General features: G+C 68.4%; 18 protein-coding genes. 4 read left to right on the forward strand and 14 right to left on the reverse strand.

All coding sequences use genetic code 11. The features are described from left to right. Nucleotides 1-11 precede the first annotated feature (11 nt). Complete coding sequence (locus ACWPKK_RS18265; protein ID WP_452006972.1) at nucleotides 12-2,306, forward strand: ATP-binding protein; 2,295 nt, start codon at nucleotides 12-14, stop codon at nucleotides 2,304-2,306. An 8-nt stretch (nucleotides 2,307-2,314) separates the two neighbouring features. Here ACWPKK_RS18265 and ACWPKK_RS18270 read toward each other — a convergent pair whose 3' ends face one another. Further along, complete coding sequence (locus ACWPKK_RS18270; RefSeq protein ID WP_452006974.1) at nucleotides 2,315-2,926, reverse strand: N-acetyltransferase family protein; 612 nt, start codon at nucleotides 2,924-2,926, stop codon at nucleotides 2,315-2,317. A gap of 206 nt (nucleotides 2,927-3,132) precedes the next feature. On the opposite strand from ACWPKK_RS18270, the gene ACWPKK_RS18275 reads away from it, so the two are divergent. Next, nucleotides 3,133-4,515, forward strand: a complete 1,383-nt coding sequence (locus ACWPKK_RS18275; protein ID WP_452006976.1) for a tetratricopeptide repeat protein — start codon at nucleotides 3,133-3,135, stop codon at nucleotides 4,513-4,515. Here ACWPKK_RS18275 and ACWPKK_RS18280 read toward each other — a convergent pair. The 5 genes from ACWPKK_RS18280 to ACWPKK_RS18300 all read right to left on the reverse strand — a co-directional run bounded on the left by ACWPKK_RS18280 (nucleotide 4,472) and on the right by ACWPKK_RS18300 (nucleotide 8,165). Then, nucleotides 4,472-4,789 carry a (5-formylfuran-3-yl)methyl phosphate synthase gene (locus ACWPKK_RS18280; RefSeq protein ID WP_452006978.1) on the reverse strand — a complete coding sequence of 106 codons (318 nt, stop codon included), beginning with the start codon at nucleotides 4,787-4,789 and terminating at the stop codon, nucleotides 4,472-4,474. The two genes, ACWPKK_RS18275 and ACWPKK_RS18280, sit on opposite strands and share 44 nt — an antisense overlap. 133 nt (nucleotides 4,790-4,922) lie before the next feature. Beyond that, nucleotides 4,923-5,567 (reverse strand): amino acid kinase family protein, encoded by a 645-nt coding sequence (locus ACWPKK_RS18285; RefSeq protein ID WP_452006980.1) that lies wholly within the window; start codon nucleotides 5,565-5,567, stop codon nucleotides 4,923-4,925. Between the two features lie 106 nt (nucleotides 5,568-5,673). Further along, on the reverse strand, nucleotides 5,674-6,156 hold the full coding sequence (locus ACWPKK_RS18290; RefSeq protein WP_452006982.1) for a dihydroneopterin aldolase: 483 nt from the start codon (nucleotides 6,154-6,156) through the stop codon (nucleotides 5,674-5,676). A 147-nt stretch (nucleotides 6,157-6,303) separates the two neighbouring features. Then, nucleotides 6,304-7,248: a GlxA family transcriptional regulator gene (locus tag ACWPKK_RS18295; protein ID WP_452006984.1), complete on the reverse strand. Its 945-nt coding sequence runs from the start codon at nucleotides 7,246-7,248 to the stop codon at nucleotides 6,304-6,306. 404 nt (nucleotides 7,249-7,652) lie between these two features. Continuing rightward, the gene (locus ACWPKK_RS18300; RefSeq protein ID WP_452006986.1) at nucleotides 7,653-8,165 is read right to left on the reverse strand and encodes a hypothetical protein; all 513 of its coding nucleotides are present in this window, start codon (nucleotides 8,163-8,165) and stop codon (nucleotides 7,653-7,655) included. On the opposite strand from ACWPKK_RS18300, the gene ACWPKK_RS18305 reads away from it, so the two are divergent. Further along, nucleotides 8,164-9,141, forward strand: coding sequence for an ATP-grasp domain-containing protein (locus tag ACWPKK_RS18305; protein WP_452006988.1), 978 nt, complete (start codon nucleotides 8,164-8,166; stop codon nucleotides 9,139-9,141). The genes ACWPKK_RS18300 and ACWPKK_RS18305 overlap by 2 nt on opposite strands. Continuing rightward, nucleotides 9,134-9,256 carry a hypothetical protein gene (locus ACWPKK_RS18310; RefSeq protein ID WP_452006990.1) on the forward strand — a complete coding sequence of 41 codons (123 nt, stop codon included), beginning with the start codon at nucleotides 9,134-9,136 and terminating at the stop codon, nucleotides 9,254-9,256. Before ACWPKK_RS18305 ends, ACWPKK_RS18310 begins: the two co-directional genes overlap by 8 nt. An 86-nt stretch (nucleotides 9,257-9,342) precedes the next feature. On the opposite strand, the gene ACWPKK_RS18315 is transcribed toward ACWPKK_RS18310, so the two are convergent. The 8 genes from ACWPKK_RS18315 to ACWPKK_RS18350 form a co-directional block, all read right to left on the reverse strand. Beyond that, nucleotides 9,343-9,939 (reverse strand): GNAT family N-acetyltransferase, encoded by a 597-nt coding sequence (locus tag ACWPKK_RS18315; RefSeq protein ID WP_452006992.1) that lies wholly within the window; start codon nucleotides 9,937-9,939, stop codon nucleotides 9,343-9,345. A gap of 92 nt (nucleotides 9,940-10,031) precedes the next feature. Next, nucleotides 10,032-10,916, reverse strand: a complete 885-nt coding sequence (locus tag ACWPKK_RS18320; protein WP_452006994.1) for an ABC transporter permease — start codon at nucleotides 10,914-10,916, stop codon at nucleotides 10,032-10,034. Nucleotides 10,917-10,919: 3 nt separating this feature from the next. Next, entirely contained in the window at nucleotides 10,920-12,203 is a 1,284-nt protein-coding gene (gene proV / locus ACWPKK_RS18325) for a glycine betaine/L-proline ABC transporter ATP-binding protein ProV (protein ID WP_452006996.1), read from the reverse strand. Between the two features lie 64 nt (nucleotides 12,204-12,267). Beyond that, nucleotides 12,268-13,065 (reverse strand): electron transfer flavoprotein subunit beta, encoded by a 798-nt coding sequence (locus tag ACWPKK_RS18330; protein ID WP_452006998.1) that lies wholly within the window; start codon nucleotides 13,063-13,065, stop codon nucleotides 12,268-12,270. After that, entirely contained in the window at nucleotides 13,058-14,287 is a 1,230-nt protein-coding gene (locus ACWPKK_RS18335; RefSeq protein WP_452007000.1) for an electron transfer flavoprotein subunit alpha/FixB family protein, read from the reverse strand. Before ACWPKK_RS18335 ends, ACWPKK_RS18330 begins: the two co-directional genes overlap by 8 nt. Next, entirely contained in the window at nucleotides 14,284-16,221 is a 1,938-nt protein-coding gene (locus ACWPKK_RS18340) for a (Fe-S)-binding protein (RefSeq protein WP_452007002.1), read from the reverse strand. Before ACWPKK_RS18340 ends, ACWPKK_RS18335 begins: the two co-directional genes overlap by 4 nt. 37 nt (nucleotides 16,222-16,258) lie before the next feature. Beyond that, nucleotides 16,259-18,304 carry an oxidoreductase gene (locus tag ACWPKK_RS18345; protein ID WP_452007004.1) on the reverse strand — a complete coding sequence of 682 codons (2,046 nt, stop codon included), beginning with the start codon at nucleotides 18,302-18,304 and terminating at the stop codon, nucleotides 16,259-16,261. A 168-nt stretch (nucleotides 18,305-18,472) separates the two neighbouring features. After that, complete coding sequence (locus tag ACWPKK_RS18350; RefSeq protein ID WP_452007006.1) at nucleotides 18,473-19,627, reverse strand: GlxA family transcriptional regulator; 1,155 nt, start codon at nucleotides 19,625-19,627, stop codon at nucleotides 18,473-18,475. Nucleotides 19,628-19,676 lie beyond the last annotated feature (49 nt).

A 19,676-nucleotide genomic window follows, 5' to 3' on the forward strand; every position in this document is an offset into this window, starting at 1 on the left:
AGCCTAACTCCATGTGGTGCGCCACCGGCATGGTGGTCGGCAACGGCGTCGGGCGCGGCCAGGATGCTTTGCGCGCGCTCGTCCAGGAACTTGCCGGCCCGATCGACGATCTCGACCGGCTGTTCGCCGATGGGCGGCTGCCGGCGGGGGCGCGGCTGCATTTGGATCCGCTGATCGACCGGCCGCTGCCGCCGGAGTTGCGCCCGTCCCATGAGGCGCTTGACCATTCCGAGCGCGAGCGCGGCCGGCGCGGTGCCATCGCCGACCTGCTGCGCGCGCGCAGCGCCGAACAGCCCGTCCTGCTGGTGATGGAGGACATCCATTGGGCGGACGGGCAGACGCTGTCCTATCTGGCGATGCTGGCCGGGGTCGTCGCAGACTGTCCGGCAGTCCTGATCCTGTCCACCCGCCTCCAGGGCGATCCTTTGGGGGCGGACTGGCGCGCCCAACTGGCTGGAGGGCCGGTGCTGACGCTCGACCTCGCACCCTTGCGGCGTGCCGACGCGCTGGCGTTGGCCGGGCTTTTCCCAGGTATCGACGAACGGCATGCCGAACGCTGCGTCGCGCGGGCCGGCGGCAATCCGCTGTTCCTGGAGCAACTGCTGCGCAGCCGCGGAGAGGTGGCTGCGGTGCCGGGCACCATCCACGCCATCGTGCTGGCCCGCACCGACATCCTCGCTCCGCGCGACCGGCGGGCTCTCCAGGCGGCGTCCGTCCTTGGGTCACGCTTTGCGTTGAACGGCTTGCGGCATATGATCGACGATCCGGGATATCTGTGTGGGCCATTGGTCGAACAGGCGTTGGTCCGCCAGGATGCCGATGGCTTCCTGTTTGCGCATGCCCTGGTGCAGGAGGCGGTGTATGGAGCGCTGCTCCGCTCCCAGCGCTCCCAGCTGCACCGGCGGGCGGCGGATTGGTATGCCGAGGGCGATCCCGTACGACATGCCGAACATTTGGACCGGGCCGATGACCCGGCCGCCATCACCGCCTACTTGCGGGCGGCCGAAACCTGCGCCGCCGACTTCCGGCTGGAGCGGGCCATCCAACTGACGGAACGCGGTCTGGCGTTGGCCACCGCGCCTGAGGACCAGTTCGCCCTGTCCTGCCTGCGGGCAGAGCTTCTGGAAGCTGCGGGCGAGTTGCAGCAGGCATTGGCGGCCTTCGCCGAAGCCCGAACCCTGGCGACCGGCGACGCGGAGCGGTCCCGCGCCTGTCTGGGTCTGGCATCGGCCAAGCGGGTGACCGACGACCTGGACGGCGCCCTGGCGGCCCTGACGGAAGCGGAAGTCGCCGCGGTGCGTGCCGATCGACCGGCCTACCGGGCGCGCATTCATCATATGCGTGGCAACCTGTGCTTTCCCCGCGGCGATCTGGCGGGCTGCCTGCGCGAACATCAGGCCGCGTTGGAATGGGCTCGGCGGGCCGGCGCGGTCGATCTGGAGACGGCAGCGCTGGGAGGGCTTGGCGACGGCTATTACGCGCATGGCCGCATGGTGACCGCGCACGACCATTTTGTCCGTTGCGTGACCCTGGCACAACAACAGGGCTTGCGGCGGGTCGAAGTGTCCAACCGCTATATGGTTGCCATCACCCGCTTCTATATGAACGACCTGCATGGCGCCGTGGAGGATGCACGCGCGGGCGCACAGGCGGCGCAGAGCATCGGCCATTGCCGGGCCGAGTTGCTGTCCCACATCGTGGCATACGAGATCCTGTTCGAACTGGATGACGAGGTCGCCGGCCGCGACCATCTGGCGCGGGCACAGGCGCTGACCCGGCAACTGGGTGCGCGGCGGTTCGAGGCTGAGCATATGGTGTTCGAGGCGCGGCTGGAACACAAGGCGGGCAACCTGCAGCAGGCCTGTGCCCTCCTGTCCCGGGCAATGGAGATCGCGTACGAAACGGGTCCAGGCTACATCGGGCCGTCAATCCTGGCAGAACTGGCCTTGTGCGAGCGCACCCCCGCTGTCCGGCGCGCGACACTCGACGAGGGCGAGGCACTGCTGGCCGGCGGCAGCGTCGGACACAACCATCTGCAATTTTACCGCGTAGCCATCGAGACGGCACTGGAGTTGGCCGACTGGGCGTTGGCCGAACGCTACGCCCGGGCGCTGGAGGATTATGCCGCTGAGGAACCGCTTCCCTGGTGCACCCTGTTCGCCGCGCGCGGCCGGGCTCTTGCCGCCTGGGGCCGTGGCCGGCGCGACCCCGAGGCGCGCCAAGCGCTTCAGTGCATTCTGGACGAGTGCCGGCGCGTCGGCTACAGGCAGCCGGCAGCCTTGCTGGAGGCGGCGTTGCATGGTTAGAGGCTGCGTCAGGGATGGGCGTGATAGAGCAGTGCCTCCCCTGTGTGACGGATCAGCGGGTGCGGAACCACAGGCCGGCGGTCGACCACCGCAAAGCCGTGCCGCTGGAACAGGCGCCGTGACGGCGTGTTCGCGGCGAAGATGATGGCGCTCATTCCATAGAGCGCCTCCGCCCGCGCCCGCCGGCGGGCGGAGGCCAGCAGCCGGGTAGCGATGCCGGCGCGGCGGTGCCCCTCCTCCACGGCAATGGAGGCGATGTAGAGGCTTCCAGGCACCTCCAACTCTGCATAGGGGCGCAAAACGGGATCGACCTCGCGTTCCGGCGGCCCGTCGGCGCGCGGCGGCATGGCGAAGGCAAGCATCATCCCGACCACCGTATCCCCTTGTTGGGCCAGCACGGCATTGCGGTGGCTGAAGCCGACGCCGTCGCCCGCGTAGCGCCGCTCGCCGATTGCGAGCAGGTCTTCGCCGGGGGCGGCGAGCTGGCCCCAGATGTAGTCGGCCACACCATCGGCGGCGATGCGGACCAACTCGGCGATGCGGCGGCTGTCGTTGCAGAGGGCGGGGCGCAGGACGATGGGCTGGGGCGGGCGGGCGATGGGGGCACTTCCTACCGGCATGATGGACCTCCGCTCAACGGTTGCGAGGCCCCCATACTGTCCGCGCGTTCGTGAAGCCGGCGTGGCGCCGGTCGTGAGCCGGGCGTGAAAAAGCCTGTGGCGACCGGGAACGCTCCTTTTCACGCTGCGCACCCTCGCAGTTTCACGCCGACATCACGCCACCGGAGGAAAAGGGAAACCATCATTCTTGTCACGGAGAGACGATCATGACACTGCGAGACGTGCGAGGGCTGACTGTGTCCACCGCCAACCAGACCGCCTTGGACCGCTTTGACGCCGCTGTCGAGCTGCTGAACGGCTATTATCTAGACTTCCTTGCCGTTGCCGACGAGGCGCTGGAGGAGGACCCCGGTTTCGTGATGGGCCATTGCTTCAAGGCCGGAGTCTACGCCACCTGCAATGAGGCTGCCGCCCAAGTCGAACTGCGCCGCAGCGTCGAGGCGGCGGAGGCGCTGTCGGCCGGCGCCACCGACCGCGAGCGTGCCCATATCGCCGCGGCACGAACGTGGCTGGAAGGCGATCTGGAGCGTGCCGCCGCCCTCTACGGCCGGATCGTGCAGGAGCACCCGCACGACATCCTGGCTCTGCAGATCGCCCATGTGGCCGATTTCTTCCTGGGCGAATCCCGCATGCTGCGCGACCGCGTGGCGCAGGTGCTGCCGCACTGGGACGAGAGCGTGCCAGGCTTCGGCTATGTGCTGGGCATGCACGCTTTCGGGCTGGAACAGACCAACCTTTACGGCCGTGCCGAGGAGGCCGGTCGGCGGGCGCTCACCCTCAACAACCGCGACCCGTGGGCGATCCACGCCGTGGCGCACGTGATGGAAATGCAGGGTCGGATCGGTGAGGGTGTGGAGTGGATGGAGACCAGGCGGGCGCAATGGGCCGACAACAATGCCTTCTCGTACCACAACTGGTGGCATCTGGCCCTGTACCACCTGGAGCAGGGCGAAACGGAGCGGGTTCTGTCGCTCTACGATCTGCACATCCGATCTAACCCCGCGTCGACGGCATTGGAACTGGTGGATGGTTCGGCCATGCTCTGGCGCCTGCACTTGCGCGGTATCGATGTGGGCGACCGCTGGCGTGACGTGGCCGATTGTTGGGAACGGGCCGCCGCCGACGGCTTCTACGCCTTCAACGACGCTCATGCCATGATGGCGTTCGTCGCCGATGGCCGCGATGACGCGGCTGACCGCACCCTCGCCGCCCAGGAGCAAGCCGCACGGCGCGGCCAGGGCACCGGCGCCATGATGGCGCGTGATGTCGGTTTGCCGGTGTGCCGGGCGCTGCAGGCGTTCGGCCGGGGCGAGTACCGGACGGCGGCCAAGCTGCTCTACGCAGTGCGCACCCGCGCCCACCGTTTCGGCGGCAGCCACGCGCAGCGCGACATCCTCGACCTGACTTTGGTCGAGGCGGCGATCCGCGGCGGCGACGCGCCGCTCGCCCAAGCACTGACGGCAGAGCGCAACAACCTGAAGCCCTCCAGTCCGGCAAACCGCTCGCTCACCGCGCGGGCGATGGGGATGGCCGATGGTCGCAGCATCATCGGACGGCCCAGCAGGACAGCGCTGCCTCAAAATTGTTAACCGGCTCGGAAGCGGGCTCCCCTGCATGCGCAGTGTAAACCGCTGTAGATGCGAGTGTTCTGCCAACAAGGTGGAGCCCAACCGGCGCCGAATGGGCCCCCGCCAACCCTGCCCACGATCCGGCATCGCACGTTTGCCCGATGAGGGCAGCCAGCGCGTCGGACGACAAATGATCGCGTAAGCTGCGGCCATCCTTCAGCCCGGTGTCCAGCATCACGCCGATGAAGCCGGCATCGGCCATGGCGCGGCCCAGATCGGGGGTGGGGCACACCATGTCGACCAGGATGACGCCGACCAGGGTGGCGGCGCCATCCGCGCCAACAGGTCGAGCGTTTCCTCGATGCAGTGGCCGGACCCGGTCAGCGCCCAGGCCAATCGCGACGGTGCGGGAAGACGAGAAATTTCGTTCATGCCCGCACGCGGGGCAGAGGCTCCACCTCCGGGCTGCGCAGCAGGGGGCAACCAGGACTGGCGCGGCCCGCCAGCGCCTCTTCCATCAGGGCGTGGTTGTCGCGATGGATGCACCAACTCTCGCCACTGAAACGCCCGCGCCAGTGCGGAAAGGCCGCATCGACCAGCCCGTCGCGGGCCAGCGACGCCGCATCGGTCGCAGGGCAAGGGCAGGGCCCTGACTTGACCAGCACCAGCGCCGTCGCGTCCAGTTCCACCGCCAACCACGCCGCCAGACTGTCGGAGGTGACATCCCAGCTCTCGGCGATCTCGGGCTGGTCGAGCGCCATGGCGGACGGCAGCCACACCGCCGGCATCCGCGCCCGGATCAGCGACCGCAGCCGTTCGCGCGTCGCCGCCGTTTGCAGGGCCGGACAGATGCCGTGCAGCATCAGCCCGAACTGCTCCATCGCCAGCAGGGCCATGCGGTGGGCGAGGCGGTCGTCGAAGCGCCAATTGTCCTGGGCGTCGCGCACGGCATCGGCGAAGGGGCCGCCGCCCGGCACGATCACCAGGGGGTGGAGATGGCCGGGGCGGGCAATCAGGTCCAGCCAGGTTCCCAGCCGGTGCCAGTCCGACAGGCTGCCGCCAATCTTTATCACCCAGGGCCGTATCCCGGCGTCCGGCGGTCTTGGGGCCGGCTGTCTTGGGGCCAGCGAACTGGGGGCCGGCGATCCGCCTTCGGGAGATGCGTTGGCCGTCATCGGGTCAAATCCGCCGGTCGGCGATGGCCATCAGGCGGCGCGACGCCGGCATCTGGTCGCGCGTCCGCTCCAGCCGGATGCCCGGAACCGCGACTCCGTCATAAATGTCCAGCTTCGCCACCGACACGCGGGCCGACTGCACCTGTTCATGAGCCAGGCACATGCGGGCGATCTTCTCCGCCAGCATCTCGACCAGGTTGGTGTGCTCGTCCATCAGGATCCGCTTCAGCCCGGACAAGAGATCGTCGTAGGACAGCACGTCTCCGATATCGTCGGAGAACTGGGCGCTGTCCTGGCGCACCTGCAGCAGCAGGTCGATGCGGACCCGCTGAGGCGCGTCGCGCTCGTAGTCGAACACGCCGATCCGGCAGGGCAGGACGACATTCTCCAGAAACAGCTCGTAGAGGCCGGCCGGGATGGCAGCCACCAGGGAATCGGCGGCGGACACACCGCGTGCGCATTGGGCGGAAAGGATCGTTTCGAGCATCGGTGCCGTCCTCCTGGCTGTGGTCCGGCAGGGCCGGACGCGGATTTGGTGTCAGGCAGGCCGTTTTGTACCTTAAGGACATCCAGGGGGCGGCACCTGTTTGGATGCGACACGGATTTGGCGATTTCCGCCGCATCAGGTGCCGCATCAGGTCACGCCGGCGAACTCGTGCGCGGCGGCAAGCGGGCTGTGCCGCTGGTTCTGGCGGTCGCTGCGCGGTGCGACGCCGAAATGATCGCGGTAGCATTTGCTGAAATGTGTGGCGGAAATGAAGCCGCAGCTGATCGACACCTCCATCACCGACATGCGGGTCTGGCACAGCAGCTGTCGCGCCCGCTTCATCCGCAGGCCGAGATAGTATTTGGCCGGCGAGCAGTTCATGTATTTGCGGAACAGCCGCTCCAGATTCCGGCGCGACTGGCCCAGTTCCGCAGCAAGCGTCAGCAGATCAAGCGGTTCCTCTATGTTTGCCTGCATTACCGCCACGGCGGCGTTGAGATCCTCATGGTCCAGCACCGGATTGGCTTGCAGTTCCTCCTGCTGGCGGATGCTGCCGGCGCGGATTTTGGTGTGCAGAAGCTGTTCGGCGATGTCCATCGCCAGCTTCGCGCCATGGCGGGCGGCGATCAGGTGCAGCATCATGTCGGTGGCGGCGGTGCCGCCCGCGCATGTGAAGCGGTTGCGGTCGATCGTGAACAGTTCGCCCGTCGCTTCGATTTCCGGGAAGGTCTCGGCGAAGCCGGCCATGTTCTCCCAGTGGATGGTGCAGCGGTAGCCGTTCAACAGGCCGGCGCGGGCGAGGATGTGGCTGGCCGTGCACAGGGCGCCGAAGGCGATCCCCTGGGCGGCCGAACGCCGCATCCACGAGAACATCGCCCGATCCTCGTACCAGTGGCCGCCGACGCCGCTGCACACCATCACGGTGGACAGCGGCGGAGCGTCGGCGATGGAGTGGTCGACGCAGATCCCGATGCCGTTGCTGGCCCGCTGGACACCCCCGTTCGGGGAGAGCAGAACCCAGCGATACAGTTCCTTTCCGCTGATGTGGTTGGCGAGGCGCAGAGGCTCCACCGCCGCGGTGAACGCGATCATGGAGAAATCGGGAACCAGGAGGAAACCGACTGTGTCGACTGTGGAAACGCCGGATTGCTGTTGATTGCGCTGCATTGTCCCGTGCCCCTCTTCCGCTTTCCTGTTCGTATCGTCGTGGGTCGCGAATGGTCGGCGAACACGCTGTTTTCCCGCGGCCTTGATTGTTCCGGCGGCCACGTTCGGATGGGCGGGGGTTCGATCCCTTTCCGCTCCATCAAGTTTTTATGACAAGCAGCCTACGCAGGATTCGGCCGGTCACATTGAACAAAGCGGACATAATTCTTGAAGGGGTGCGACGTTGATCGGGTCGGGATTGTTTTTCACGCCAATCATCAAGACATCCCAAACAGTAACATCATCCGGTGGGGTGGCTGCGCTCCACCTATGGAGTAGCCCGAATTCCTCTAATGAGATTTGGCCCGGGACCTTTCAAAGGCAGGCCAGCAACTCGCGCTCGATGGGCTGGTGACGGAGCTGACGCTGATCGGAGGCGATTCGGCGGGCGATGAACCTGAGCGGCCGGCCAGCCGACCGCCCAGGAGATGCTGGACGGCGTGGCCGCTGCCGTTCATCCCTTCCGCCAACTGACCGGCCACAGATGACCGGAGGCGAAGCGGGCGAGGGTCTGAATCCCCGCCCGAATCCACCCGGTCCAATGACATGACGATCACCTGCCAGGACCAGTGGGCCTGCGGCGTAGCGGCGCTGGGACGACAGTCGCCATGTCCGCGGATCGTGTCGAGACCGGCGACATAGCAGGCGCGGAAGGGTTGCAGCGCCGGCAGCGCGGCCACGATATCCTGGGGTGCCGGTCCGGCGGTCAGCACGCTTTCAATGGGGCGGTAGCGGTCGCGCTCCTCCCGCTTGGCATGAACCACCTGCTCGCCCAGCAGGTCGATGACGGGAACGATGTCCATGGAGAACAGCTTTCGTCCGGTTCTGGTCTGCGAGTATGTCACCGGCGGCGCGCTGTGCAACGGGCCGCTTCCGACCGACCTGATGGCAGACGCCAATGCCATGGTCGCGGCGCTGGTCGGCGACCTGATCGCGCTGGATGGAATACACGTCACGCTGTGCTGGGACAGCCGCCTTGCCCCGCCGTCCTTCCCGGCCGACCGGGTCGCCCTGTTCCCGGTGGCGCCGGGCAACGATCCGGAATCGCGCTGGCGCGATGCCGCCGCCCTGTGCGACGTGGTCTGGCCGATCGCGCCGGAAAGCGACGGGTTGCTGGGGCACGTCGCTGATCTGTTCCGGGGCACCGGCCGGCCGGTGGTCGCCTGTGCCCCCGACGCCATCGCTCTCGCGTCGTCGAAGACGGCGACGGCGGCGCGGCTGGCAGCGCACGGCATCGCGGCCATTCCCACCGTTCCGCTCGGCGCTCCGCCGCCGCCCGCCGCCCGTCATGTGGTGAAACCGGACGACGGCGCCGGCTGCCTGGACACCTTCATCGTTGACGACATCGCCGCCTGGACACCGCCGCATGCCGGCCGCTGGATCGTCCAGCCGTTGGTCGAGGGCGAAGCCTGCAGCCTGTCCATGCTGGTCGACAATGCCGGCGGGGTGCGGTTGCTCGGCTGCAACCGCCAGACGATGGAGCGTGGGGATGGGTGCTTCTCCTTCCATGGCGTGGAGGTTGGGGCGATGGAGCACCGCCGTGCCGCCTGGGAGCCGTTGGCCCGTGCCATCGCCGCTGCGATCCCGGGCCTGCGCGGCTATATCGCCGTCGATCTCATCGACAAACCCGATGGTCCCGTGGTGGTGGAGGTGAATCCACGCCTGTCCGTCGGCTATTCCGGGCTGTCGCGGGTGCTGGGCTGGAACCCGGCTGGTGAAATCCTGGACCTATTCCACACCACATCGGCCGACGCCGGCCGGGAGGACGCGCATGCCTGACACCCGTGGGTCAGCGGTGATCGGCTGGGATATCGGCGGCGCCCATCTGAAGGCCGCGTGGGCGGCGAAAGGCTGGCCGGACCAAGGCGCAAAGGCGGTGACCGGATCGCGGTAGGGAATCTTGTGGATCAGCAGCGGGCAATCGCCGCCCGCGCTGTCCCCGGCCGGAAGATCGAAGACCACACCGTCGTGCGGCATGCGTCATGCTCCGAGGCCGGGGATGAGGGACTTCACCCAGAAGCGAAGGGGCTTGGCGGTCTCCTCCCGGTCGCCGACGTCGCACCAGGACAGAGTGCCGCCGATATCCGGCTCCAGCCGGTAGCCCAGCCGCCGCCACGCGGCATCTGGCGTCCGGTATGTCTTGGGGCGGAGGGGGTGGTCGGCGGACCGCACGATCTCGCCGAAGGCGGCGGACGCGAACCGGCCAGCTTCGCGTATATGGGCTTCGCCGATTTCCAGCAGGGCTGTTCCGATACCCCGCCCGCGATGGGAGGGCAGGACCACTACCTCGCCGAAATAGAAGATCGAGCGCGGGGCGTGGCCTGCATGCGCGAAGGGATCGCGCAAGGCGTCCAATTCCTGCGCGAGCGGTGCGCCGGTGACGGCCGCGACCATGCAGTTGCCGTCGAAGGCGGCCTGGATGAGCCCGCCCGACAGGCCGCCTAGACTGGAGAGATAGCGTTCCTCGTACGCGGCCGACCCGGAATAGAGAAACGGAAACTCGCCCAGCACAGCAAGCCGCAGGACCGCCAATTCCTTCAGCCGGTCGGCTAGGACGGCACCGGTCAGCCGTTCCACCCGTATGTCGCCTAACAACCGTGGCCCGTGATGTGGCAGGGGTCGCGCCGGAAGAGCGGCGGCGAAGCCCCCTACCGGAAGAGCCCCTGCGCTCACCGAGCCGGCACCGGCAGGAACCGCCGCAGGAACGCGAAGCGTGCCGGGCGTGGAGCAGCGGCTGTCTGGCCGAAACTCTGGGTGATGCGGTCGAGGATGATCGCCAGCAGCACGACGCTGAGACCGCTTTCGAAGCCGAGCGCGATGTCCAGGCGCTGGATGCCCTGCAGCACCACGTTGCCGAGGCCGCCGGCGCCGATCATCGAGGCGATGACGATCATCGACAGTGCCATCATCATGGTCTGGTTGACCCCGGCCATGATCGACGGCATGGCGTTCGGCAACTGCACCTTGAACAGAAGCTGGCGGTCATGGCAGCCGAAGGCCTTGCCGGCCTCGACGATCTCGGCCGGCACCTGCTGGATGCCCAGTGCCGTCAGGCGCACGGCCGGCGGCATGGCGAAAATCACCGTGGCGAGGATGCCCGGCACCCGTCCCAACCCGAAGAACATCACCGCCGGGATCAGATAGACGAAGGCCGGCATCGTCTGCATGAAGTCCAGCGTGGTGCGGACGACGCTTTCGACCACACGGTTGCGCGCCATCCAGACGCCCAGCGGCACGCCGACCAGCAGGCTGAGCAGGGTGGAGGTCAGGACCAGACCCAGGGTGGAGGCGGTCTCCGTCCACAGCCCCATGCCGTCGATCAGCAGAAGGGCCGCGACCGTGAAGACGGCGAAGCCGGTGCCGACGCGCCAAAGGGACGTCGCGACGATCAGCCCGATCAGCAGCCAGGCCGGCGCCCCGACCAGCACGAAGTCGATGGCGCCGCCGAAGCCGTTCACCACCGTCGCGATCGTATCCAGCGCCGGTTGGAAATGGTCGAGCATGAAGCCGACCAGTTCCTCGACCCACTTGCCGATTCTGATTTCGAATTCCATCGGTCAATCCCCCCGAACCAGGGTGTGGAGCATGAGGGCGCGCGAGATGGCGCCAAGGAAGTTGCCGTCGTCATCGACGACGGGCACCGGCCATTCTGTGTCGGCGACCAGTGCGAGCAGGGCGTGAATGGGCGTCGCGGCGTTGACCGTGCGGACGTCGGGAAGGAAGGCGTTGATGAAGCGCGGTTGCGGACCGTTCAGTTCGCGTTCCAGCGTCGCCTGCGAGACGACGCCTTCGAAGCGGCCGTCCTGGGTACGCACATAGCCGAAGTTGTGGTGGTTCTCGCGCAGTTGCTGCAGGGCGGGGGCCAGTTCGCCGGGCAGGCGGATGACCGTGTTGGTCGCCTCGTAGCGTGCCACGTCGCCGGCCCGCAGAACCTTCGAGGCGTCGACGTTGCGGAAGAAGGAGCGGACATAATCGTCGGCCGGGCGGCTGAGGATCTCGTAGGGCGTGCCGACCTGCACGATGCGTCCGCCTTCCATGATGGCGATGCGGTCGCCGATGCGCATCGCCTCGTCCAGGTCGTGGGAGATGAAGACGATGGTGCGCTGCTGCTCGCGCTGCAGGCGCAGCAGCTCGTCCTGCATCTCGGTACGGATCAGCGGGTCGAGGGCGGAGAAGGCCTCGTCCATCAGCAGGATGGTGGGGTCGTTGGCCAGCGCGCGGGCGAGGCCGACGCGCTGCTGCATGCCGCCCGACATCTCGCGCGGGTAGCGGTGCGCGTAGGTGCCCAAGCCCACCTGCTCCAGCGCCTGCTGCGCGGCCTTGTGGCGCTCCGCCTTGGATGCGCCGGAGATTTCCAGGCCGAAGGCGGCGTTGTCCAGCGCGCTCAGGTGCGGCATCAGGGCGAAGGACTGGAAGACCATGCCCATGTTGCGGCGGCGGGCCTGGATCAGCTCGGCCTTGGACATGCTGACCAGATCCTTGCCGTCGAGCAGGATTTCGCCGCTGCTGGGTTCGATCAGCCGGTTCAGCAAGCGGATCATGGTGGACTTGCCGGACCCCGACAGTCCCATGATGACGAAGATCTCGCCGGTTCGGACCTGAAAGCTGGCATCCAGCACGCCGACATTGACGTTCAGCTTTTCCAGAACCTCCGCCTTGCTGGCGCCCTGGCGCAGCATCGACAGCGCGGGATTCGGATTGGCGGAGAAGATCTTGTAGACGTTCCGCACCTCCAGGCGGACCGCCGCGTCGTCGCCGATGCTCGTCCTGGCGGCTCCGCGGGGAAAGCCCAGGCTGGCCGGGGCGCCGACCGAAACCGCGCTTCGCATCATCGTGTTCATCGACAGGTCCCCCCCGATTGCGCGACAGCGTGACCCGTGGGCCTGAGAGCATCGTTGTGCATGTTCATGGAAGCATTCCCTGTTCGACTAGGCTGTCGTAGATGGCCAGCGCTCCCGCTTCGGCTGACGGGTTGACCAGCAGTTGGCCTTTTCCGCTCTTGCTCTCGGTCGCCGCCTTCAGCCGGTCCAGCGCCGAACCGCCGCGCTTCACGCGCATCAGCTTGGGCTTAGGCCGCCATGGACGATGCTCGCAATCCGACAGGAAGAGGTCGGCGGTCGCCTGGACCGCCACCGGTTCGATGACGCCCCGCCGGGAGGGGCCGTAGGCGGACGGGCGCGCAGGTGGGGCGGACGGATGGATGGTCGCGACGAGGCGGCCGGTGACGGTCAGCGCCCGGCGCTGTCCGCGCGGCAGCGCCTGGACGAGATCCGCCGTGCCCGGCGTTGAACTGGGCGCATCGGACGGGCCGATCCGAACCACATCGGGGACGACCGCGGCATCGAGGCCACGGGCGATCAGATAGGGAAGCATGCCGCTGCCCTCGCCGTCTTCCGCCTGCCGTCCGGTCAGGACCAGCGAAGGGGCGAGGCGGCGCAGGTGGGCGATCAGCGATTCGACCGGATCGCTTCCTTCCGGCAGGACCAGCAGGGTCAACCGCTCCAGCCCCATGCCGAGATAGTCGCGCAACGCCTCGCCGTCGACGGCCGGTCCGGCATGGATCGCGGTCAGCCGCCGCGGGCGCAGCGCCAGCGCCATCTCCAGCGCCTGGGCATCGGTTGCGGCGCGGCGGGCGCGGCCGGAGACCGGATGGCGTCCAATGGACAGCAGGACGGCGACGTCACTCGTGTCAGGATCAGGCATGGCGGCGCTCCCGGATGAGCCGGATCAGGGCGGGCATGACGTCCTGCGCATCGGCGACGATGGACAGGTCGGCACGCTTGATCATCTCGGCGTGGAGGTCGGTGTTGACGGCGATCACGTGGCGGACGCCGGTGATGCCCTGGAGATGCTGCGGCGCACCGGCGATGCCGAAGGCAAGGTAGCAGCGCGCGCCGACCACCGTGCCGGAGGCGCCGACCTGCCGTTCGCGCGGCAGATGGCCGGCGTCGCAGACCACGCGGCTGCCGGCGCGGGTGGCGCCCAGCGCCGCGCCCAGTTCCGCGAAGCTCCGCCAGTCGGTCACGCCGTTGCCGGCGCTGAGGATGAAGTCGGTTTCCGACAGGGCGAGCGCGTCGGGATCGACGGCCAGCCGGCGGGCGCCGCCCAGGCGGGGCAGTACCTCCTCCCCGGCGATCACCGGAGCGGCAAGGTCGAGCGGCCGGGCTTCGTGCCGCACGCCGTCGAGTGGGGCGAAGGCATCCGCCGCGACCGTCATCAGCCGGGTAGGACGGTGCCCGGTCTCCAGTGACCCGCCGGCGGACTGGCGGGTCGCCCGGTCGGGGCCGAGGCTCTGCACGCCGGCGAACAGCCGCTCTCCCGCCGCCGCGACCCGGCGCGCGACATCGGCGCCGTCCGGGCTGTCCGGGAACAGGATGTGGCGGGGAGACAGCGTTTCCATCAGCGCCGAAGCGGCGGCGGCGCGCCGTTCCGGCACGTAATCGTCCGCCCAGCCGTCGGGCAGGGCGACATGGCGGTCGGACCCGGCTTCGGCCAGGGCTTCGCCCGATCCGGTGGAGACGGTCACCACCGCGCCGCCGCCGGCATCGGCCAGCAGTCGGGCGGCGGCGACGACCTGCCGGTCATGCTCGCTGACCTCGCCACCGGGCCGGTCGAGCATGGCGAGGACCAGATAGGCCGGCTCGGCGATCACCTGGAGCGGGATCGTAGGTGTAGCGACGGCGACACCGACCGCCGCGGCGATGCCGGCCGAGGCAGCGTCGCGCGTCCAGTCGTAGCGCGGGCGCGGAAGGCGCTGGACCAGGGCCGCGTCGCGGATGGCGCGGGGGTCGCGGCGACGCTCGTTCATCGCGGCGGCGACGACCGGCTGCCGCAGCAGGCGCGGACGCGGGCCGGTCAGGATGGTGCGGGCGGCGCGCTCGGCACGGGGATCGACACGGCGGCGGATGGTGGAGGGCTGGCTCATCGGGCGGTCTCCGTCGCGGCGAGCACCAGTTCGGCGATCTCCGCCACCTCCGGCCGGGGACCGACGACGCCTTCCAGCATCAGGGCGCAGTTGGGGCAGGCGACGGCGACCATCGAGGCGCCGGTCTCACGGACATGCTCCATGCGGACGTCGGGAATACGGCGTTCGCCCGACACGTCGGTCAGCGGAGCCCCGCCGCCCCCGCCACAGCAGCTCGACCGCAGGCCGGAGCGCAGCATTTCGCGGCGCTCCACGCCGATGGCGTCCAGCAGGGCGCGCGGTGCCTCGATCTCGCCATTGTAACGGCCGAGATAGCAGGGGTCGTGGAAGGTGACGCTGCGCCCGACCGGCTTCGTCACCGTCAGCGAACCATTGGTGATCAGTTCCAGCAGCAGGGCGGTGTGATGGACCACGGTCCAGCTGCCGCCGAAGACCGGATATTCATTGCGCAGCGTGTGCAGCGCGTGCGGATCGGCGGTGACGATGCGGGCGAAGCGCCGCGCGTTCAACGTCGCCACGTTGCGGGTGGCCAGCGACTGGAAGGTCGCCTCGTCGCCCAGCCGGCGGGCGACATCGCCGCAATCCAGCTCCTCGTCGCCCAGAACGGCGAAGTCAACCCCGGCGCGGCGCAGCAGCAGGACGAGTGCCCGCAGCGAGCGCTGGACCCGCAGGTCGAATGCGCCGTCGCCGACCCACAGCAGCGTGTCGCAGGACCCGCCCGCCGGCAGCCGGGGCAGCGACAGGTCGGCCGCCCAGTCCCAGCGCCGGGAGAGCGCGCGGCCACCGGGATTGTCGGTGGCGCGCAGCTCCTCCAGCATGATGGCGGCTTTGCCGGGGGTGGCGCCCAGCTCCAGCGTCTGGAAGCGGCGGAGGTCGACGACGGCGTCGACATGCTCGATCATCATCGGGCATTCCTGCACGCAAGCGCGGCAGGTGGTGCAGGACCACAGCGTGTCGGGATGGATCATCGCATCCGGCCCGATCAGCGGCAGCGCCGCGCCGCCATGCGCCTTGCCGACGCCCCGGCCGGGATGGGGATTGCCGGCATAGGCGGCGTCGCTGGCCTGTTCGTCCATGGCGGCGACCAGATCCTGCACCAGCTTCTTCGGGTTCAGCGGCAGGCCGGCGGCATAGGCGGGGCAGGCCGTCTCGCACCGCCCGCACTGGACGCAGGCGTCGAAGCCGAGCAGCCGATTCCAGGCGAAGTCGACGGGACGCTCCACGCCCAATGCGCCCGGCAGCACGCCCGGCTCGGCAAGACCGGCATCCGCCACCGGGGCGAGCGGCAGCGGCCTCAGCCCGGTGTCGCGTCCCTTGCCGTCATGGAAGCGGGCAGGACGCGGGTGGAAGGCCAGATGCAGTGCCCCATGCACCGCGTGCTTCAGCGGCCCCTTCCACACGCCCCAAACCAGATCGGCCATCGCCAGACCGGCAATCGCGACCAGGAGCAGGGCCAGCGCCTCCGGCATCACGCCGCCCAGCGACTGGTCGAGCGCCACTGCCAGCAGGCAACCGGAGAATGCCAGAAGCGAGACCGGTAGACGGGCGAAACGGCCCTGCGACAGCTCGCGCGGGCGGAGCACTCGCCGGCGATGCCAGACCATCAGCGAGCCCGCCAGCATCGCCGCCAACACCACGGCCAGCAGCAGCCAGACGATGCGCGATCCGGCGAGGCCGACGCCCATCGCCACCAGCAGCCCGACCGTCGCAAGGAACCCGCCGGCCGCCAAGGCATGGAAGCGGGCGTTGAACGGAGTCCGCCCCACCACATGGTGGACATCCACCAGATAGCGGCCGGGCAGGGCGCGCAGCCCGGCGACCACACCGACCGTCGCCGGCCTGCCGGCCAGCCAACGCCGCGACTGCCAGGCGGCCAATGCCGCGCCGATGGCGAGGACGGCAAGGACGACGGTGGTAAGAGCGGTGGCGATCACGTCGGACGGCTCCTGTCGCGTGGCGGGGGCAGAGGTGTCAGATGTCCTTGCAAAGACGCGCGGCGTCGTAGATGGCGGCGTGGATGTTGCGGCCGGCCACCGCGTCGCCGATGCGATGCAGCGTGTAGCCGCCATGGCCGTTGGCCTGCACCGGTTGCGGCCGGCCGGCGATCAGGCTGTCCAGATCGGTTTCGCCGCGGTTCAGCGAGTGGTCCTTCAGATCGAAATAGAGGCCATCATTGGGCAGGGTGCCCAATTCCACCACGATCTGATCGACCAGCCGCTCCTCCTCCTCGTGGGTGTATTCGTTGCGCAGCACGGCGACGCGGCGGTTGCCTTCCTGGTAGATTTCCACGAGTTGGTGGTTGGTGGTCATCACCACGTTCAGCTTGTACAGTTCGCGCAGGTGGATCGGCTGGTTGGTGGTGCCAACCTCTTCCGCGACCATGCGGTCGGGGGTGGCGATCTCCACCAGCGCACCGCGCTTGGCCATGAATTCCGCGCAGGACGCGCCGTGATGCTGCCCGGTGCCGTCATACATCAGGACCGTCCCGGTCGGCTCGACGGCTCCCGTCAGGACATCCCAGGTCGACACCGCCAGATCGGCGCCCTTGAGGTCGCCGCGGTTGGGACGGCCGCCGGTGGCGAGGATCACCACGTCGGGAGCCTCGGCCTCCACTGCGGCGCGGTCGGCCTCCACGCCGAAGCGCATGTCGACGCCCAGCTTGGTGGTCTGCTGCGACAGCCAGCGGGTGATGCCGCTCATCGCCTCGCGCCAGGTCGCCTTGGCGGCGATGGCGATCTGGCCGCCGGGAGCGGCGTTGCGTTCGAGCAGGACGACCGAATGCCCGCGCTCCGCGCAGACGCGGGCAGCCTCCAGGCCGCCGGGGCCGCCGCCGACCACGACGACGCGGCGCTTGCGCTCCGCCTTCGGGATCACATGCGGCATCGTGCGCTCGCGGCCCGTCGCGGCGTTCTGGATGCACAGCGCGTCGCCGCCGACATAGATGCGGTCGATGCAATAGCCGGCGCCGACGCACTGCCGCACATCGTCCAGCCGCCCCTCCATCAGCTTGCGCACCAGATGCGGGTCGGCGATGTGGGCACGGGTCATCGCGACCATGTCGACATGGCCTTCCTCCACCGCGCGGGCGGCGGTGGCGAGGTCGGTCACGCGCTGGGCATGGAAGACCGGAATGCCGGCCTCGCGCTTGATGCCGCTGGCCAGATGCAGGAAGGGGGCGACCGGAAAGGACATGTTGGGCAGCGAGATGGCGTGCGCCAGATGATCGCGCGCCTGTCCGCCCAGCACATTCACGAAATCGATCAGCCCGCGTTCGGCATAGGTCCGTGCGATGGCGATGCAATCCTCGTGGCTGAGGCCGTCGTCGATCAGTTCGTCACCCGACATGCGCATGCCGACGACGTAGTCGCCGCCGACCTCGGCGCGGATCGCCTCGAACACCTCGATGCCGAAGCGCATGCGGTTTTCCAAGCTGCCGCCGTACTTGTCGGTGCGCCGGTTGACCGAGGGGCTCCAGAACTGGTCGATCAGGTGCCCGTGGGCGGCCGACAACTCGAAGCCGTCGAGGCCGCCTTCCTTGCAGCGGCGGGCGGCGGCGGCATAGCCGGCGATGATTCGCTTGAAGTCGAAATCCTCCATCTCCTTCGGCGTGTTGCGGTGCGCCGGTTCGCGGGCTGCCGAGGCGGAGACGGTGGGAAGCCAGTTCTCGGTGTCCCAGCGGGTGCGCCGGCCCATGTGGGTCAGCTGGATCATCAGCGCCGCGCCATGGCGATGCACCCGGTCGGAGAATTCGCGGAAGAAGGGAATGACGCTGTCGTCGGCGACGGAAATCTGGTTCCACGGCGCCGCCGGGCTGTCCACCGCAACGGAGGAGGAGCCGCCGAACATCGTCAGGCCGATGCCGCCCTTGGCCTTTTCCTCGTGGTAGAGTTGGTAGCGCTCCTTCGGCTTGCCGTCGGACCCGTAGCCCGGCGCGTGGCTCGTGCTCATCACGCGGTTACGGATCGTCAAATGCTTGATCTGCAGAGGCTTCAGAAGGGCTTCGGCGGGTGAAGACATGGCAGGAACGATCCCCAGTATTGAGCCTGCCAAGAATTCACCATCGTCGTCATTGTCGCGTTGCCCCCCGCGACCGGGAATTACCTTTTTGCGACAGCGATGGAACAGCGCGGTGTCGGCCTGTCGAATGCTCGACTATTTTGGATAAATCCGGGGAGCGGTGGCCCTTCAGTCGACCCGCTCCGCGTCTTGAACCGTCGGCGCTGGTTCCTCGAACAGGCGCCGGTCGGGCAGCAGGGAATCCCCGTTCGTTCGCCGGAAAGCGTCGAGGGGCGATAAATGCGGATCGGCCTCCACATCAGGTCCGGCGGTGCGGCGCACCTCCGACGGCGAGACGCCGAACAGTTCCCGGAACTGGCGGGAGAAGTGGGCGCAGTCGGCGAAGCCGGCTTCGTTTGCGATGGCGGTGACCGAACGCTTGGTGTTGCGCAGCAGCCAATGGCCATAGCGCAGGCGCAAGCCGCGGTAGTAGGTGGCCGGGCTGGTGCCCACGGCCAGCCGGAACAGCCGCTCGAACTGCCGGGTGCTGACGTTCAGCCGGTGGACGATCTCCTCCACCGACAGCGGGTCGCTGATGTGCTGCTCCATCAGCAGCAGGGCGCGGCGGACGCGATCGTTGGTGATCTCCAAGACCGTGGGCGGCTGCGGCTGCGACTGGCTGGCGGGACGGGCCTTGTCGATCAGCAGGATGTGCATGGTTTTCTGGGCGGTGGCGCGGCCCAGATGGCGTTCGATCAGGAAGGCGGCCAAATCCGCCACCCCGGCGCCGCCCGAGCAGGTGATGCGGTCGCGGTCCACCACATACAGCTGGTCGGACACCGGCACCAGATCGGGGAATTCGTCCAGGAAATCGCGGTGATGGTACCAGCTGACGCAGCAGCGCCGGTTCTTCATCAGGCCGATGCGGCTCAGCACGAAGCTGCCGGTGCACACGCCGACCAGGGTCACGCCATAAGATGCCGCGGCGCGCAGATACGCCAACGTTTCGTCGTCCAACTGAGGGCCGCCATGCAGCAGCCCGCCCACCACGACCACATAGTCGAAGCGGCGGGGATCGGTCAGCGGTTCCCAACGGGCGACACCGATGCCGCAGCTGGACATCACCGGCTCCGCCCGCGACCCCAGGATGGTCCAGCGGCAGCGGATCTGGCGTGACCGGTCGCCCTCGTCGGCCGCCAGCCGCAGGGCGTCGATGAAAGGGGCGAGTGCCGTCAGGGTGAAATTGTTGGTCAGGATGAACCCGACCGACAAGAGCGCGCGTTCCTCCTGCCGGGGTGCGGGACCGCTACCGCCGAAACGGCGATATTCCACTGTCTTCCCCACCAGGACATCCTCCCAGTCTGACGGATATGATCCTGACGGCCCTGTTCCG

This window comes from Azospirillum largimobile, from assembly GCF_977007025.2.